The sequence below is a fragment of the Nocardioides sp. NBC_00163 genome (assembly GCF_045206295.1).
GTDB lineage: Bacteria > Actinomycetota > Actinomycetes > Propionibacteriales > Nocardioidaceae > Nocardioides.
In genome coordinates this window covers 666,796-682,099 of the sequence record NZ_CP108155.1, presented here as the reverse complement: position 1 = coordinate 682,099, position 15,304 = coordinate 666,796, and the positions used below count along the sequence as shown (strand labels likewise).

The following is a 15,304-nucleotide window of genomic DNA, read 5'->3' as shown; positions in this document are numbered from 1 at the left end:
ATGGCCCTCTTCACCGCTGCCGTGGGCGCCACCGTCGCCCGGCCGCTACGAGGCGGCGAGGCCGCCCGGCTGCTGCTGTGGCGCAACATCCTGGTCTACCGGCGCGCCTGGCTGGTGTTCATCACCGGGTTCCTGGAGCCGGTCTTCTACCTGTTCTCGATCGGCATCGGCGTGGGCGCGATGGTGGTCGGCTTCGAGTACGCCGGCAAGCCCGTCGACTACCGCGAGTTCGTCGCCCCCGGGATGATCGCGGCCTCGGCGATGAACGGGTCGCTGCTCGATGCGACGTTCAACTTCTTCTTCAAGCTGAAGTACAACAAGCTCTACGACCAGATGCTGGCCACCCCGCTGCGTACGGTCGACATCGCGGTCGGCGAGATCCTCTGGAACCAGCTGCGCAGCGGGATCTATGTGACCGCGTTCCTGCTGATCATGGTCGCGATGGACCTGGTCCACTCCTGGTGGGCGCTCCTGGTGGTGCCGGCGGCGCTGCTCATCGGGTCGGCCTTCGGGGCCGTGGGCATGGCGCTGACGACCTACATGACCTCCTGGCAGGACTTCGAGAAGGTCACCCTCGCGATGATGCCGATGTTCCTGTTCAGTGCCACGTTCTTCCCGGTGACGGCCTATCCGGAGTGGCTGCGCTGGATAGTGGAGGTCACGCCCCTCTACCGCGGTGTCGTGCTGTGTCGCGAGCTGACGCTAGGGGTGCCGTCGTGGGGCTCGCTGGTCTCGGTGGTCTACCTGCTGGCGTTCGGGGCGGTCGGCCTCGTCGTCGTGCGGCGCCGGCTCGACTCCCTACTCCTCACCTGAGCGGCAGCAACTCGCGTCTCACAGGCAGGATCTCGCTCGTGACGTCCTCGGTGGGCCGTCAAGATGGATCCCATGACCTATGACGCGATCGAGCCGGACACCAAGGACTGGACGTGGGTGCTCGACCGGCCCTGCCCGGAGTGTGGCTTCATCGCCGGTGCCGTGACCGCGGACCAGTTCCCCGAGATCGTGCGGGACAACGCGACCTACTGGGAGATCTACCTCGCCGCCGACAACGCCAGCGACCGCCCCCAGCCCGGGGTGTGGTCGGCGCTGGAGTACGGAGCGCACGTACGCGACGTCCACCGCATCTTCGGCGAGCGGCTGCAGCTGATGCTGACCGAGGACGAGCCGCGCTTCGCCAACTGGGACCAGGACGTGGCCGCCCGCGAGGGTGACTACGCGGCCCAGGACCCGGCGGTCGTCGCCGAGCAGCTGATGGACGCCGCCGACGAGATCGCCACGATCTACGAGAAGGTCCCGCCGGACGCGTGGGGCCGTCGTGGGACCCGGTCCAACGGCGACGTGTTCAGCGTCGAGTCGCTGGGCCGCTACCACCTCCACGACGTCGTCCACCACCTGTGGGACGTACGCGCGGCCGCCAAGCAGGCGACCGTCGCCGCCTACGACGCCAGCGTCGCGACGTACGTCCAGGGCAGCTCGTTCTCCGAGGAGAACCGTTCGGTCCTGGACCGATTCCTGGCCGCGCTCGAGCCAGGCGACCACGTGCTCGAGATCGGCACCGGACCCGGCCACGACGCGAAGGCGCTCGAGACCGGGGGAGTGCGGGTTCGGCGCACCGACATCAGCGAGGGTTTCGTGGCGCACCTGCGCAAGCAGGGGTACGCCGCTGCCTGCCTGGACCCGCTGACCGACGATCTGCGCGACCCGGTCCACCCCGATGTCCCCTATGCCGCGGTCTGGGCCTCGGCGACGCTGCTGCACGTGGCTCGCGACGACTTCGGGTCGGTGCTCGCCCGGCTCGCCGAGGTGACCCGTCCCGGCGGTGCGCTGCACGTGTCGTTGAAGGAGGGTGACGGCGAGGAGTGGACCAACCGCGGTCGCGTCGAGGCTCCCCGCCTCTTCGTCTACTGGCGCGAGCCCGCGCTCCGGGCGGCGCTGGACGAGGCTGGCTGGGAGGTGCTCGAGGTCGGGCACGCCGACGGACGCCTCGGCGAGGTCTGGCTGGACGTCCTCGCCCGTCGGCGCGCCTGAGTAGCATTCGGGGCGATGAGACACACGGAGTTCTGGTCCCGGATGGACGAGGCGCTGGGCGCGGGTTACGCGCGAGCGTGGGCCCGCCAGTTCGTCATGGGCGACCTGGGCGGGCGCACCGCCCAGGAGGCCCTCGACGACGGCGTCCCGCCCAAGGAGGTCTGGGCCGCGGTCTGGACGGCCCTGGAGCTGCCGGCGCGTGAGCGGTGACGCTGGTCGCACCGGCCTCGGTGGCCACGGTCCAGAAGCGCACCATCCTCACCCTGGTCGCCACCCAGGCGGTCGGGGCGATGGGCATCACGATCGGCATCGCGACCGCCTCCCTGCTGGCGCGCGACCTGTCCGGCTCGGAGTCGATGGCAGGTCTCTCGCAGACGACCCAGGTGCTCGGCGCCGCCGTGGCTGCGTACGTCCTGGGGCGGGTCATGGACGCGCGCGGGCGCCGGTTCGGGCTGGTGGCGGGCTACCTGCTCGGGGCGGCCGGTGGGCTGCTGGCGGTGCTGGCCGGCGTGGTCGGGTCGATGACGCTGCTGCTGGTCGGTGCGGTGCTGCTGGGTGCGACCACGGCGGCCAACAACGGAGCGCGGTACGCGGCGACCGACCTGGCACCTGCCAGGAGCCGTGCGCGGGCGCTGTCGGTCGTCGTGTGGGCCACGACGTTCGGTGCGGTGATCGGCCCCAACCTGACCGGCGTCGCCGAGATCTTCTCCGACTCCGTCGGGATCCCCGTGCTCACCGGGCCGTTCGCGATCGGGTCGATGGCGATGCTGGCCGCCGCGCTGGTGGTCGGGGTCTTCCTGCGACCTGACCCGCTGCTGGTCGCCCGGGAGAGTGCTCCGGTCACGGAGAAGGCCAAGGGAACGAGCTGGCGTCGGGCGATCGCGGTGATCCGAGAGCGCCCCGCGCTGGCGGCGGCGGTCGTCGGGCAGGCCGCGGCCCACGCCACGATGGTGGCGGTGATGGTGATGACGCCGCTCCACATGGAGCACGGCGGCGCCGGCCTGGAGGTCATCGGGCTGGTGATCAGCGGGCACGTCCTGGGCATGTTCGCCTTCGCGCCGGTCGCCGGCTGGCTCGCCGACCGCGTCGGCCGGGCCGACGTGATGGCGCTCGGCGGCGGGGTGCTCCTGGTGTCCCTGGTCCTGTGCGCCGCGGCGCCGGAGGGCAGCTCGGGGCGGATCTTCGTCGGGCTCTTCCTGCTCGGCCTCGGCTGGTCGCTGGCCACGATCGCCGCGGCCACGTCGGTCGCGGACCACACTCCGCTCGAGGTGCGTGCCGACGTGCAGGGCACCGCCGACCTGATCATGGGCGTCGCCGCTGCCGCCGCCGGCGCGGTGTCGGGCGTCGTCGTCGACCTGGCCGGATATCCGGCGCTCGCGCTCGGCACGATCCTGCTGGTCACGGTGCTGTTCGGGGCTGCGTACGTGGCCCGTCGGTCGGCCTGAAGGGGGCAGGGCCGCTGGGCGGCCCTGCCCGTGAGGCATCCTCAGCCGAGGAGCTTCTCCATGGTGTCGATCTCGGTCGACTGCGACTCGATGATCGTCCCGGCCAGGTCGACGGCGGGCTTGAACTCGCCCTCGTCCTGCTCGGTCTCGGCCATCTCGATCGCGCCCTCGTGGTGCTCGATCATCATCTTCAGCCACATGTCGCTGAACTCGGCGTCGGAGGCGTTCTCGAGGGCGTCCATGTCCTCGCCCGACATCATCCCCGGCATGTCGTCCTCCATGCCCTCCATCGAGTCGGACATGCTGCTGTCCTCGTCGCCGTGGCCCTCGTGGCCGCCGTTGACGTGGTCACGCATCGTGGAGGGCACCTCCTCGCCCCACTGCTGGAGCCAGCCGGACATGGTCTCGATCTCGGGGCTCTGGGCCGCCCGGATCGAATCCGCCAGCTCCTGGACCTCGGGCTCGAGGTCGCGGTCCATGGTCAGGTCGACCATCGACAGAGCCTGGGCGTGGTGCTGGATCATGTCGGTCGCGAAGGCGACATCGGCCTTGTTGTTCTCGGTCTCCGAGAGCTTCTGAGGAGCCTCGGCCTCCTCGCTGCCGCCACAGGCGGACAGGGTGAGCAGCACGGCTAGGCCGGCTGCCGCCCAGGTCGCGCGGAAGAGGGGACGTTGCGTACGCATCTGTTGTTTCTCCTTGTCAAGTGCTGATTACGGGCATCGCTGACCCACCTGCGGACCGCGGGCGTGGCCCGGGTCGCGGGTGGGGTCGGGCCGCTCAGCACCTGATGACGGAGTAGGCCCATACGGAGGGCGGGCCGGTCGCGGGACAGGTGAGCAAGGGCGCGAATCCGCTGGTCCGGGACCAGCCGCGGGCCCGCGAGAGCCACCAGGCAGGAGTACGCCGCCACAGCCCGCTCAGGAGCAGCGCGCCGGCGGCGAGCAGGAACGCCGCGCACAGCATCATCGCCGTGTGCCCGGCGTCGCCCGGGTGTCCGGCGTCCTCGGCCGCGCCATGGCCGAAGTGTTCGAGAGCGTGCGTGTGCTCGACGTGGGCGGCGGGCAGGCTCAGCGCGCCGTGCTCACCATCGGAGTCGGTGCCGTGGAGGCTAAGCCCATGCATGGCCAGCAGACCGGCGACCGTGACCACGACCGCTGCCAGCAGACCGGCGCGCGCGACCGCACGGGTCGTCCGCTGTCGTCGTCGCGCTGCCGTCCACACACCGCACACCCTAAGGAGTCCTTCGCGGTTGGACAAAGTGGGCTATCTGGCCGGACTTCGCTTGCGATCACATACCCCCATGGGGTATGAATGAGGGGTAGGTACACCGAACGATCGATCAAGGGGAGCGACATGACGTCGCATGACGAGCACGTGCACGCCGAACACGACCACGCCGGACATCAGCACGCGATGCACGAGGGTCACGAGGGTCACGAGGGCCATGGCGACCACTCGGCTCATGACGCGCATGGTGCGCACGGGGGCGGGGTGAACGCGATGGCGGCCAGCGCCACGCTGCACTGCCTCACCGGCTGTGCGATCGGTGAGATCGCCGGACTGATGATCGGCACCGCGATCGGCCTCAGCACGGGGTGGACGATCGCCCTGGCCGTCACGCTCGCGTTCGCCTTCGGCTACGCCCTCTCGACCCTGCCGCTGCTCAAGTCGGGCCTGGCCGTCGGTGCGGCGTTCAGCGTCGTGCTCGCCGCCGACACCCTCTCGATCGCGACGATGGAGCTGGTCGACAACCTGGTCATGGCGCTCATCCCCGGGGCCATGGAGGCCGGGCTGGTCAACGTCGTGTTCTGGATCGGGATGATGATCGCCCTCTCGGTGGCCTTCGTGGCGGCCTTCCCGGTCAACCGATACCTGCTCCAGCGGGGCAAGGGGCATGCGCTCACCCACCAGTACCACGGAGCGGAGCCGGTCCAGGAGGGCGTACGCCGCTTCATCCCGTCCTTCTCCAGCGGTGCCCTGGCCGCAGTGATCATCGCCTTCATGCTCGGTGGCCTGTCGGTTGCCGTCGCCGACGAGATGGGTGGCGGCTCGGCCCCCGCCGAACAGGTCGAGATGCAGGGCCACTGAGGCGGGCCTCGGTTCACCCTTGACCTCAAGTTCAGTTGAGCTCCTAGGTTCGTGAACATCCGAGCAACCGCCTGAGGAGACATGCCCGTATGACTGCCACCGCCATCCCGGAGACGTACCGCAATGCCGTCGTCGCCCACATCATGATCGACGGCGCCGCCGGAGCGATCGACTTCTACGCCCGCGCGTTCGGCGCCGAGGAACTGTTCCGTATCGAAGGCCCGGGTGGGCGGATCGTTCACGCCGAGGTCAAGATCCACGGGTCCGCGATCATGCTCGGCGATGCCGAGGGTCCGCTCTTCGGCGCGCCGACCACTGTCGGCAGCACCACGGTGGGGCTGCATGTCTTCGTGGACGACGTCGACGCGCTGGCGGAACGTGCCACGGTGGCAGGCGCGGAGTTGCTGCAGGCGCCGGCCGACCAGTTCCACGGTGATCGCACGGCCATTCTCAGGGACCCGTACGGCCATGTCTGGGTCTTCCTCACCCACCTGGAGGATCTCACGTTGGAAGAGGTGGCTCGCCGGGCCGAGGAACGCTTCTCGGCATGACGATCCGCTGAGGCCGCCGCTTCCGACACGCCCGAACAGGTGTTCACATCGAACGCTTGTTCGGGCTAGTGTGTGGTAGTAGGTGGAGCGTGGTTCGTGCTATCGGCCAGGCAAAAACAGGGTCGTGAAACACCGTGCCAGAGGGTCCCGTTCAAAACTGTCGGTGGTCCCGTCTAGCGTCTGCCTTGATGACGACGAAGACACGTGGACAAGCGGCAGGCAAGGGGAAGAAGTCTGCCCCTCAGGAAGGAAAGAACATGGCGGCAGGTGATCGCGAGAAGGCATTGGACGCCGCTCTCGCCAACATCGAGAGGCAGTTCGGCAAGGGCTCGGTCATGCGGCTGGGCGATGAGACCCGGGCTCCGCTGGAAGTGATCCCGACCGGCTCGATCGCGCTCGACGTGGCGCTGGGTCTGGGCGGTCTGCCCCGCGGGCGGGTCGTGGAGATCTACGGTCCGGAGTCCTCGGGTAAGACGACGGTGGCCCTCCACGCGGTCGCCAGCGCGCAGCGCGCCGGCGGCATCGTGGCCTTCATCGACGCCGAGCACGCGCTCGACCCGGAATACGCGAAGAACCTCGGCGTCGACACCGACGCCCTGCTGGTCTCCCAGCCCGACTCGGGTGAGCAGGCCCTGGAGATCGCCGACATGCTGATCCGCTCGGGCGCGCTCGACCTGATCGTCATCGACTCCGTCGCGGCGCTGGTGCCGCGGGCCGAGATCGAGGGCGAGATGGGCGACAGCCACGTCGGTCTGCAGGCTCGACTGATGAGCCAGGCGCTGCGAAAGATGACCGGTGCGCTCAACAACTCCGGCACGACCGCGATCTTCATCAACCAGCTGCGCGAGAAGATCGGCGTGATGTTCGGCTCGCCCGAGACCACGACCGGTGGTCGCGCACTGAAGTTCTACTCCTCGGTGCGACTCGACGTGCGCCGGATCGAGACGCTAAAGGACGGCACCGACATGGTCGGCAACCGCACCCGCGTCAAGGTCGTGAAGAACAAGGTGGCCCCGCCGTTCAAGCAGGCGGAGTTCGACATCATGTACGGGAAGGGCATCTCCCGCGAGGGCGGCCTGATCGACGTCGGTGTCGAGGCGGGCCTGGTGCGCAAGGCCGGCGCTTGGTACACCTACGAGGGCGACCAGCTCGGCCAGGGCAAGGAGAACTCCCGCAACTTCCTCAAGGACAACCCCGACCTGGCCAACGAGCTGGAGAAGCGGATCCTGGAGAAGCTCGGGGTCGTGCCGACGGTCGACGCCCCGGCCGACGGCGAGGCGCCCGTGGCCGAGCCCGCCGGCGTCGAGGACTTCTAGGTCCATAGGCACCGGCTGACTCGTGGCTTCGTCAAGGCCTGACCGTTCGTCCACCCAGGATCCCTGGGTGGACGAACGGCCCGCGCCCGACTGGCTGGGCGACGTCTCGCTCGGCGTCGAAGCCTGGGCCGGCAAGACCCCGTTGGTTGAGCCGTCCGTCCCGTCGGTTGAGCCGTCGTCGCGACGAAGGAGCGACGACGTGTCGAAACCAACACGTTCCCGCCGAAAGCAGCCTCGCCCCGCAGACCCTGCCGACCCCAAGAACGACCCCGAGCCCGACCACGAGGCGATCGCCCGCAAGATCCTCCTCGACGCCCTGACCGGCCAGGCGCGCAGCCGCAAGGAGCTCGCCGACAAGCTGGAGAAGAAGGAGGTCCCCGCAGCCCTGGCGACGCGGCTGCTGGACCGCTTCGAAGAGGTCGGCCTGATCGACGACGAGGCCTTCGCCAGGGCCTGGATCGCCAGCCGGCAGCCCGGAAAGGGCCTGGCCCGACGAGCCCTGGCCCAAGAGCTGCGCCGCAAGGGCATCGACGACGACGTGGCCCGCGATGCGCTCGACGAGATCGACCCCGACGACGAGCGTGAGGCCGGCCGGCGGATGGTCCGGCGCAAGTTGCGCTCCCTGGAGCGCTTCGACGACCAGACCAAGACCCGGCGTCTGGTGGGGATGCTCGCCCGCAAGGGATACGGCGCCGGTGTGGCCTACGGCATCGTTCGCGAGGAGCTCGCTCTGGCCGATGACGATGGCGCCGGCGGTCTCGTGTCAGAATCCGATCTGTGAGTGAGCAGCAAGAGCGCGAGATCCTGACCTACGACCTCTTCGGCACCGCGGTGCGCGACATCGCCCAGAAGGTCGTCGACAGCGGCTACGAACCCGACATCGTGCTCTCCATCGCCCGCGGCGGCCTCGCCCTCGGGATGGGTCTGGGCTACGCCCTCGACGTGAAGAACCTGTCCGCGATCAACGTGGAGTTCTACACCGGCGTCAACGAGCGTCTCGACGTCCCGATCATGCTCCCGCCGACCCCCGCGGCCGTCGACCTGACCGGGATGAAGGTGCTCATCGCCGACGACGTCGCCGACACCGGCAAGACCCTGGAGATCGTCCACGACTTCTGCGAGGGCCACGTGGCCGAGGCCCGCACGGCGGTGATCTTCGAGAAGCCGTGGACGGTGATCAACGCCGACTACGTCTACAAGAAGACCGACCGCTGGATCGACTTCCCGTGGTCCTCCCAGCCGCCGCTCGTCGACCGCCGCGGTGGCCAGGCCCACTGACCCCACGCGGTTAACCTGGGTGCATGTTCACGCCGGTTGCGGTCCACACCGGGACACACCGTCTCGGCGGAGTGACGCGCCCGGGGGAGAGCTGGGCAGCGGCGGCGACGAGGATCGCCGGGCGGCCTGCGTACGCGGTCGACCTCTCCGGTGAGGTGAAGGAGTTCTCCTCCGACCCGATGCCGGTGGTGGCGCTGCGGCCGATGACCCGCGGAGACCTGCCTCACCTGATCCGTTGGCTCAACGCGGAGCACGTGCACCACTGGTATGCCGTCGACGGTGAGCCGACGCCCGAGTGGGTGGCGGAGAACTACGGGCCCGACGTCGACGGCAAGACCCAGGTGACGTTCTGGGTGATTGAGGTCAACGGGCGCTCGATCGGCTTCTGCCAGGACTACCGGATCAGCGATGAGCCCGACTACGCGTTGCTCACCCCCGACCCGGACGCGATCGGCTTCGACTACGCGATCGGGGAGCCGGCCTTCGTGGGCCGTGGGATCGGGCCGCGGATGGCCTGGGTGTGGCTCACCTCGATCCCGCGCCGCTATCCCGGTGCGACGGCCTGCTTCGCGGCCCCCGACCACCGCAATGCCGCCTCGCTGCGGATGCTCGCCAAGGTCGGCTTCGAGCAGGGCACTTGGTTCGATGAGCCCCAGCCCGACGGATCGACGACCACGATGGTCGGCTGTTCGCTGGATCTGCGGCGCGTTCTCGGCTGACCCGCCCCGGTGGCTCCTCTTGCGGGCCTATCGTCGACCCATGAGCCTTCTTGACGAGCTGCGGCTACCGGCCGGACCGGTGGACCTACGGAAGTACGACACCAACTCCGCGCCGGGCGTCGGCGTCGACAAGGAGACCGGCAAGCAGGTGCTCGCCGAGCTCGGTCCGACGCTGATCGAGCTGCAGACCAAGCTGTTCGCCTCCAAGGAGAGCGACGACCCCAGGCGGGTGCTGCTCATCCTGCAGGGGATGGACACCTCCGGGAAGGGTGGCGTGCTCAAGCACACCGTCGGGCTGGTCGACCCCGTCGGCGTGAAGATCACCAGCTTCAAGGCGCCGACCGAGGAGGAGCGGGCCCAGGACTTCCTGTGGCGGATCGAGAGGGCGGTGCCGGAGCCCGGCTACCTCGGGGTCTTCGACCGCTCCCACTACGAGGACGTGCTGATCGGCCGGGTCCGCGGGCTCGCCGCCCCCGAGGAGATCGAGCGGCGCTACGGCGCGATCAACGACTTCGAGAACCGGCTGGCTGACGACAACACCGTCATCCTCAAGTGCATGCTGCACATCTCGCCGAAGGAGCAGAAGAAGCGGCTCCTGGCCCGCCTCGAGGACCCGACGAAGCACTGGAAGTACAGCCCCGGCGACATCGACGAGCGTCAGCTGTGGGACAGCTATCAGGAGGCGTACGAGATTGCGCTGGAGCGCACCAACACCGAGTACGCTCCGTGGTACCTCGTGCCGAGCGACAAGAAGTGGTATCGCAACCTGGCCATCGGCGAGTTGCTCCTGGAGACACTGGACCGGCTCGATCTCGACTGGCCCGCGCCCCGCTTCGACATCGCCGAGGAGAAGAGACGACTGGAAGAGGACACCATCTCGTGAGTCTTGAGACGGTGCGGGTGACGAGGTACGTCACCCCGCTCCGGGAAGGCGGCAGCCTGCCCGGGATCGTGGAGGCCGATGACCTCGGCACCTATGTCTGCAAGTTCCGTGGCGCCGGACAGGGGCTGCGGGTGCTGGTCGCGGAGGTGATCGTCACCGGCCTGTGCCGGGCGCTCGACATCCCCACGCCCGACCAGGTCGTGCTCGACCTGGATCCCGAGATCGCCCGTTACGAGGCCGACGAGGAGGTCCAGGACCTCCTCAACGTGAGCGCCGGGCTCAACCTCGGCATCGACTTCCTGGCGGGTGCCTTCGGCTACGACGCCGCCTACTCGCCCGAGCCGGCGCTGGCCGGGCGGATCCTGTGGATGGACGCGCTGATCGCCAACGTCGACCGCTCCTGGCGCAATCCCAACATGCTGCTGTGGAACGGCGCGCTCTACGTCATCGACCACGGCGCCTCGCTCTACTTCCACCACGTCTGGCCCGGCGGGGGCGGCGACCCGGCGCGCTACGCGGCGCAGCCCTTCGACACCTCCGAGCACATCCTGCGCGCCTTCGCGGACGAGGCGATCGCCCAGAACGACGAGCTCGCCTCGCGGCTCGACGACGCGGTGCTGGAGAAGGTGCTCGCCGACGTACCCGACGAGTGGCTCGAGCCCGTCCCCGGCTACGACACCCCGGAGTCGTTGCGCGAGCGCTACGTCGCGTTCCTGCGGGCGCGCCTCGACGGCGGGCGCCCGTGGCTGCCCGCTGCCGAGCCCGCCCAGGAGGCGTGATGGACGCCTACCAGTACGTCGTGCTCCGCTGCGTACCCCGCCCCGAGCGCGAGGAGTTCCTCAACGTCGGCGTAGTTCTCCACTGCCCCGAGCAGAAGTTCCTCGCCGCCCGGTGGGCGCTCGACGAGCAGCGCCTCGCGGCCTTCGCCCCGGCCCTCGACCTCGCCCTCGTACGAGCCGCCCTCGAGTCGGTGGACCTGATCTGCGCCGGCGCCGCCCATGCCGGCTTCGGCGCGGGCGTCCGCGCCACGGCGTACGGACTCCGGTCGCTCTCCGACAACGAGTCCGCCCGCTTCGGTCTTCTCAAGGCCCCGAAGAGCACCGTTCTCCAGCCCGGCCCCGTCCACGGCGGGGTGACGGCGAACGCCCCGGCCGAGCTCGACCGCGTCTTCGCCCACCAGATCACCTGAAATCGCGCCGAGTCGGCTCGTCACAACGAGCCGACTCGGCGGGGATTGTCGTCAGGATGCGCCGACTCGGCGCCGGGCCGGTCGGATCAGACCGGGACGAGCTCGACGGCACCGACGGCGTAGCGAGCCAGGATGGTGCGGGCGACCTCGGGGTGGGCGCCCATCGGGTCGCTGACCGCGACGGCGCCGGCCTCGAGGGCGAGCTCCTTGGCGCGGTCGGGCAGCTGCCCGGGAGCCAGGAAGAGCATGCCGACGGCGATGTGGCGGCGGCCCTCGGCGCGGAACGCACGGACGGCCTCGCCGGTGGCCGGCGGAGCGGCCGAGGCGTACGCAGCCACGACCGGGAGCTTGTGGTGGGCACCCCAGATCCGGGCCAGGCGGGCGACCGACTGGTTGGCCAGCGAGTCCGAGGAGCCGGCGGCGGCCAGGACGAGCGCGTCGAGCTCGCGCACCCGCGCGGCCTTCAACGACGCCCGGAGCCGCTCGTCGAGCACCTGCAGGAAGACGCTCTCGAGTCCGAGGATCTCGCTGGTGTGGATGCGCAGGCCGGAGTGGCGCGCGGTGGCCTCGGCGATGACCGAGGGTACGTCGACGCGGGCGTGGAACGCCTCGGTCAGGAGCAGGGGTACGACGACGATCTCGTCGTGACCGGCCTTGACCAGCTTGTCGACGACGGCCTGGAAACGCGGCCGGGAGTGGTCGAGGAAGGCGGCTTCGATGCGGAGGTCGGGGCGCAGGGCGCGTACCTCGGCAATGAGGGCGTTGATCGTCGCGGCTGACTGCGGATCGCGGCTGCCGTGAGCCAGGGCTACCAGAGCGGGAGCTGCCATTGTCTTCATCCTTCGGGTGTTGCGGGTCTGTGTTGCCACGCGGGCGGAAAGTCTGTGATGGGGAGGGTCAGGCGTGGATGCCGCACTCGGTCTTGCCGGTGCCGGCCCATCGCCCGCTGCGCGGGTCCTCGCCGGGGGCTACCCGGCGGGTGCACGGCGCGCAGCCGATCGAGGGATACCCGTCGTAGACGAGCGGGTTCACGAGCACTCCGTTGTCCTCGATATATCGCTCGACCTGCTCGTCGGACCATCGCGCCATCGGCGATACCTTGACCTTCTGGCGCTTGGCGTCCCAGCCGATGACCGGGGCGATGACCCGGTTCTTCGTCTCCGCGCGGCGCAGGCCGGTGGCCCAGGCGTCGTAGGAGGCGAGCGAGTCGGCCAGAGGCTTGACCTTGCGCAGCGCGCAGCACAGGTCGGGGTCGGTCCGGTAGAGGTCCTTGCCGTATTCGGCGTCCTGCTCGGCCACGCTCTGCACGGGCGTGATCGTGAGGAGGTTGACCGGCATCGTCGCCTCGACGGCGTCGCGGGTGCCGATCGTCTCGATGAAGTGGTAGCCGGTGTCGAGGAAGACCACGTCGATCCCGGGTACGACCTTCGAGGCGAGATGAGCCAGGACCGCGTCACCCATGGAGGACGTGATCGCGAACCGCTCGCCGAAGGTGGCGGCGGCCCACTCGATGATCGTCTCGGCCGGGGCGAGCTCGAGCTCGGCTCCCCAGTGGGAGACGATCTCGCGCAGCTCCTCGGGCGTACGTCCCTCGGTGTCCACCGCACGGTTGGCCCGGGCGGCTGCTGTGCTGACGCTCATCGGTGCGCCTCCTTCGTAGTTGCCCGAGAGATCTGTCCCAGTGACTTCAGCTGGAAGGCGCGCAGGCAGGCGCGGCATTCCCAGGACCCGTGCGTGGCCCCGTGCGGCCACAGGTCGGTCTCGCCACAGAACGGGCAGTGGAACGGGGTGCTTGCACGCTCACTCATGCGGGCACCTCGCTCAAGGCCTTCTCGCCGCGCAGGAGTACCTCGTCGGCTCGTGCGGTCCAGGCCGAGAAGGTCTCGGCCTCCTCGCGGTCGGCCAGGTAGTTGACGACCAGCGCGGAGATGTAGTCGTCGAGCCCGGCCGAGGTGACCTTGTGCGCGCGCAGCTTGCGCCCGAAGTTGGCGGTCAGCCCGGTCGCGCCGCCCAGGTGCACCTGGAAGCCCTCGACCTGGTTGCCCTCGTCGTCGAGGACCAGCTGGCCCTTGAGTCCGATGTCGGCGACCTGGGTCCGCGCGCAGGCGTTGGGGCAGCCGTTGACGTTGACGGTGATCGATGCGTCGAGCTCCGGGAACCGCGACTCGAGCGAGGCGATCAGGTCGCGGGCCCGGTCCTTGGTGTCCACGATCGCGAGCTTGCAGAACTCGATCCCGGTGCAGGCCATCGTGTTCTGGCGCCAGTTGGAGGGCCGGGCCGAGAAGCCGATCGCGTCCAGCGCGGTGACGAGGTCCTCGACGACCGCGGGGTCGACACCGATCAGCACGATCTTCTGGTACGGCGTGAGCCGAGCGCCCTCGACGGCGAACTTCTCCATGACGCCGGCGAGCTCGACCAGGTGCGTGCCGGAGATGCGACCGGCGATCGGGGCCAGACCGACGTACTTCTTGCCGTCCTTCTGGTCGTGGATGCCGACGTGGTCGCGGTGGCCCAGGGGCGACTCGGGGGACGGGTTGGAGACGAGCTGACGGTCGAGGTACTCGTTCTCGAGGACCTCGCGGAACTTCTCCTTGCCCCAGTCGGCGACCAGGAACTTCAGCCGGGCCCGCGAGCGGAGCCGGCGGTAGCCGTAGTCGCGGAAGATGCCCGCGACACCGGCCCACACGTCGGCGACCTCGTCGATCGGCACCCACACGCCGAGCTTCTCGGCCAGGCGCGGGTTGGTGGAGAGGCCGCCGCCGACCCAGACGTCGAAGCCGGGTCCGTGCTCGGGGTGGACGGTGCCGACGAAGGCGATGTCGTTGATCTCGGGTGCCACATCGTGGGAGGGGTGGCCGGTCAGCGCGGTCTTGAACTTGCGCGGGAAGTTCGAGAAGGCGGGGTCGCCCAGGTAGCGGGACTCGATCTCGCGCAGCGCCGAGGTGCCGTCGATGATCTCGTCGGCGGCGACGCCGGCGACCGGCGAGCCGAGGAACGGACGCGGCGAGTCGCCGCAGGCCTCGGTCGAGTGCAGCCCGACCTCCTCGAGGCGCGACCAGATCTCCGGGACGTTCTCGATCTCGATCCAGTGGTACTGGATGTTCTCGCGGTCGGTGATGTCGGCCGTGTCCCGCGCGAAGTCGACGCCGATCTGACCAAGTGTGCGCACCGCGGCGGGGGAGAGGAGCTTGCCGTCGGACCGTACGCGCATCATGAAGTAGCGGTCGTCGAGCTCCTCCTCGTCGAGGATGGCGGTCTTGCCGCCGTCGATCCCGGGCTTGCGCTGGGTGTAGAGGCCGAACCAGCGGAAGCGGCCGCGCATGTCGGCCGGGTCGATCGAGTCGAACCCGCGCTTGGAGTAGGTGTAGAGGATCCGGTCGCGAACGTTGAGCGGGTCGTCGTTCTTCTTCGACTCCTCGTTCTTGTTCAGCGGCTCGGTGTAGCCGAGGGCCCACTGGCCCTCGCCCTTCTTGGGGCGGGGGATCTCGGTTCGGGTGGCGCGCTTGGCCTGAAACCGGTTGTCGCTCATGTCAGAGAAACCTTTGCGTCGGTCGTGGACGCACGGCGGAGCAGGGACGTGCTCGCGGCGGGCGCCCGGGATGTCTGTCGGGCGGCGGGCCAGCGGCTCGACGCGGGGGATGCGGAGCGCTGGGCGTCAGTGGCGCCAACAGATCGAGCTGCGGATGCGGCAATAGTCCACGTGGCGTCGAACCACGAGGTGCGCATGTGTTGCAGCAGTGACCATGTCAAGGAGTCTCAGGTAGCGGACGGCCCTCACGCAATCTGGAATCCCGATATATGAGACAT

The 15,304-nt window shown here is 69.3% G+C and carries 19 protein-coding genes; 13 read left to right on the top strand and 6 right to left on the bottom strand.

Annotated features, from left to right (window positions below; genetic code table 11):
• From OG801_RS03365 to OG801_RS03350, 4 genes are all read left to right on the top strand, one after another.
• Positions 1-813: an ABC transporter permease gene (locus OG801_RS03365; protein WP_357360754.1), complete on the top strand. Its 813-nt coding sequence runs from the start codon at positions 1-3 to the stop codon at positions 811-813.
• A 72-nt stretch (positions 814-885) separates the two neighbouring features.
• Positions 886-2,028: a methyltransferase domain-containing protein gene (locus OG801_RS03360; RefSeq protein ID WP_406033636.1), complete on the top strand. Its 1,143-nt coding sequence runs from the start codon at positions 886-888 to the stop codon at positions 2,026-2,028.
• Between the two features lie 15 nt (positions 2,029-2,043).
• A complete protein-coding gene (locus OG801_RS03355) occupies positions 2,044-2,238 on the top strand; it encodes a DUF3046 domain-containing protein (RefSeq protein WP_355020991.1) in 195 nt (64 codons plus the stop codon).
• Entirely contained in the window at positions 2,235-3,473 is a 1,239-nt protein-coding gene (locus OG801_RS03350; RefSeq protein ID WP_406033634.1) for an MFS transporter, read from the top strand. Before OG801_RS03355 ends, OG801_RS03350 begins: the two co-directional genes overlap by 4 nt.
• A 41-nt stretch (positions 3,474-3,514) precedes the next feature.
• On the opposite strand, the gene OG801_RS03345 is transcribed toward OG801_RS03350, so the two are convergent.
• Both OG801_RS03345 and OG801_RS03340 read right to left on the bottom strand, forming a co-directional pair.
• Positions 3,515-4,156: a DUF305 domain-containing protein gene (locus OG801_RS03345; protein ID WP_406033632.1), complete on the bottom strand. Its 642-nt coding sequence runs from the start codon at positions 4,154-4,156 to the stop codon at positions 3,515-3,517.
• 94 nt (positions 4,157-4,250) lie between these two features.
• Entirely contained in the window at positions 4,251-4,694 is a 444-nt protein-coding gene (locus OG801_RS03340) for a hypothetical protein (protein ID WP_406033630.1), read from the bottom strand.
• Between the two features lie 132 nt (positions 4,695-4,826).
• Here OG801_RS03340 and OG801_RS03335 point away from each other — a divergent pair, with 132 nt between their 5' ends.
• The 9 genes from OG801_RS03335 to OG801_RS03295 all read left to right on the top strand — a co-directional run bounded on the left by OG801_RS03335 (position 4,827) and on the right by OG801_RS03295 (position 11,497).
• On the top strand, positions 4,827-5,561 hold the full coding sequence (locus tag OG801_RS03335) for a DUF4396 domain-containing protein (RefSeq protein WP_406033628.1): 735 nt from the start codon (positions 4,827-4,829) through the stop codon (positions 5,559-5,561).
• 89 nt (positions 5,562-5,650) lie between these two features.
• A complete protein-coding gene (locus OG801_RS03330; RefSeq protein ID WP_406033626.1) occupies positions 5,651-6,112 on the top strand; it encodes a VOC family protein in 462 nt (153 codons plus the stop codon).
• 257 nt (positions 6,113-6,369) lie between these two features.
• On the top strand, positions 6,370-7,428 hold the full coding sequence (gene recA / locus OG801_RS03325; RefSeq protein ID WP_350659050.1) for a recombinase RecA: 1,059 nt from the start codon (positions 6,370-6,372) through the stop codon (positions 7,426-7,428).
• A gap of 67 nt (positions 7,429-7,495) precedes the next feature.
• Positions 7,496-8,209 carry a regulatory protein RecX gene (locus tag OG801_RS03320; RefSeq protein ID WP_406033624.1) on the top strand — a complete coding sequence of 238 codons (714 nt, stop codon included), beginning with the start codon at positions 7,496-7,498 and terminating at the stop codon, positions 8,207-8,209.
• Entirely contained in the window at positions 8,206-8,706 is a 501-nt protein-coding gene (locus OG801_RS03315) for a phosphoribosyltransferase (protein WP_355020998.1), read from the top strand. The genes OG801_RS03320 and OG801_RS03315 overlap by 4 nt, the downstream gene beginning before the upstream one ends.
• A 23-nt stretch (positions 8,707-8,729) precedes the next feature.
• Positions 8,730-9,425, top strand: a complete 696-nt coding sequence (locus tag OG801_RS03310; protein ID WP_406033622.1) for a GNAT family N-acetyltransferase — start codon at positions 8,730-8,732, stop codon at positions 9,423-9,425.
• 40 nt (positions 9,426-9,465) lie between these two features.
• Positions 9,466-10,308 carry a PPK2 family polyphosphate kinase gene (locus tag OG801_RS03305; protein WP_406033620.1) on the top strand — a complete coding sequence of 281 codons (843 nt, stop codon included), beginning with the start codon at positions 9,466-9,468 and terminating at the stop codon, positions 10,306-10,308.
• Complete coding sequence (locus OG801_RS03300) at positions 10,305-11,087, top strand: HipA family kinase (RefSeq protein WP_355021001.1); 783 nt, start codon at positions 10,305-10,307, stop codon at positions 11,085-11,087. The genes OG801_RS03305 and OG801_RS03300 overlap by 4 nt, the downstream gene beginning before the upstream one ends.
• A complete protein-coding gene (locus tag OG801_RS03295) occupies positions 11,087-11,497 on the top strand; it encodes a DUF3037 domain-containing protein (RefSeq protein ID WP_355021002.1) in 411 nt (136 codons plus the stop codon). Before OG801_RS03300 ends, OG801_RS03295 begins: the two co-directional genes overlap by 1 nt.
• 86 nt (positions 11,498-11,583) lie before the next feature.
• On the opposite strand, the gene OG801_RS03290 is transcribed toward OG801_RS03295, so the two are convergent.
• The 4 genes from OG801_RS03290 to OG801_RS03275 form a co-directional block, all read right to left on the bottom strand.
• A complete protein-coding gene (locus tag OG801_RS03290; RefSeq protein ID WP_179658395.1) occupies positions 11,584-12,327 on the bottom strand; it encodes a sirohydrochlorin chelatase in 744 nt (247 codons plus the stop codon).
• A gap of 67 nt (positions 12,328-12,394) precedes the next feature.
• Positions 12,395-13,138: a phosphoadenylyl-sulfate reductase gene (locus OG801_RS03285; protein ID WP_141792939.1), complete on the bottom strand. Its 744-nt coding sequence runs from the start codon at positions 13,136-13,138 to the stop codon at positions 12,395-12,397.
• Complete coding sequence (locus OG801_RS03280) at positions 13,135-13,305, bottom strand: hypothetical protein (protein ID WP_406033617.1); 171 nt, start codon at positions 13,303-13,305, stop codon at positions 13,135-13,137. The genes OG801_RS03285 and OG801_RS03280 overlap by 4 nt, the downstream gene beginning before the upstream one ends.
• Positions 13,302-15,026 (bottom strand): nitrite/sulfite reductase, encoded by a 1,725-nt coding sequence (locus OG801_RS03275; protein ID WP_406033615.1) that lies wholly within the window; start codon positions 15,024-15,026, stop codon positions 13,302-13,304. The genes OG801_RS03280 and OG801_RS03275 overlap by 4 nt, the downstream gene beginning before the upstream one ends.
• Between the last annotated feature and the right edge of the window lie 278 nt (positions 15,027-15,304).

Coding starts and splice junctions, on each gene's coding strand:
- OG801_RS03365 (WP_357360754.1), top strand. CDS start 1: ATGGCCCTCTTCACCGCTGCCGTGGGCGCCACCGTCGCCCGGCCGCTA.
- OG801_RS03360 (WP_406033636.1), top strand. CDS start 886: ATGACCTATGACGCGATCGAGCCGGACACCAAGGACTGGACGTGGGTG.
- OG801_RS03355 (WP_355020991.1), top strand. CDS start 2,044: ATGAGACACACGGAGTTCTGGTCCCGGATGGACGAGGCGCTGGGCGCG.
- OG801_RS03345 (WP_406033632.1), bottom strand. CDS start 4,156: ATGCGTACGCAACGTCCCCTCTTCCGCGCGACCTGGGCGGCAGCCGGC.
- OG801_RS03335 (WP_406033628.1), top strand. CDS start 4,827: ATGACGTCGCATGACGAGCACGTGCACGCCGAACACGACCACGCCGGA.
- OG801_RS03330 (WP_406033626.1), top strand. CDS start 5,651: ATGACTGCCACCGCCATCCCGGAGACGTACCGCAATGCCGTCGTCGCC.
- recA (WP_350659050.1), top strand. CDS start 6,370: ATGGCGGCAGGTGATCGCGAGAAGGCATTGGACGCCGCTCTCGCCAAC.
- OG801_RS03310 (WP_406033622.1), top strand. CDS start 8,730: ATGTTCACGCCGGTTGCGGTCCACACCGGGACACACCGTCTCGGCGGA.
- OG801_RS03305 (WP_406033620.1), top strand. CDS start 9,466: ATGAGCCTTCTTGACGAGCTGCGGCTACCGGCCGGACCGGTGGACCTA.
- OG801_RS03295 (WP_355021002.1), top strand. CDS start 11,087: ATGGACGCCTACCAGTACGTCGTGCTCCGCTGCGTACCCCGCCCCGAG.
- OG801_RS03290 (WP_179658395.1), bottom strand. CDS start 12,327: ATGGCAGCTCCCGCTCTGGTAGCCCTGGCTCACGGCAGCCGCGATCCG.
- OG801_RS03285 (WP_141792939.1), bottom strand. CDS start 13,138: ATGAGCGTCAGCACAGCAGCCGCCCGGGCCAACCGTGCGGTGGACACC.
- OG801_RS03280 (WP_406033617.1), bottom strand. CDS start 13,305: ATGAGTGAGCGTGCAAGCACCCCGTTCCACTGCCCGTTCTGTGGCGAG.
- OG801_RS03275 (WP_406033615.1), bottom strand. CDS start 15,026: ATGAGCGACAACCGGTTTCAGGCCAAGCGCGCCACCCGAACCGAGATC.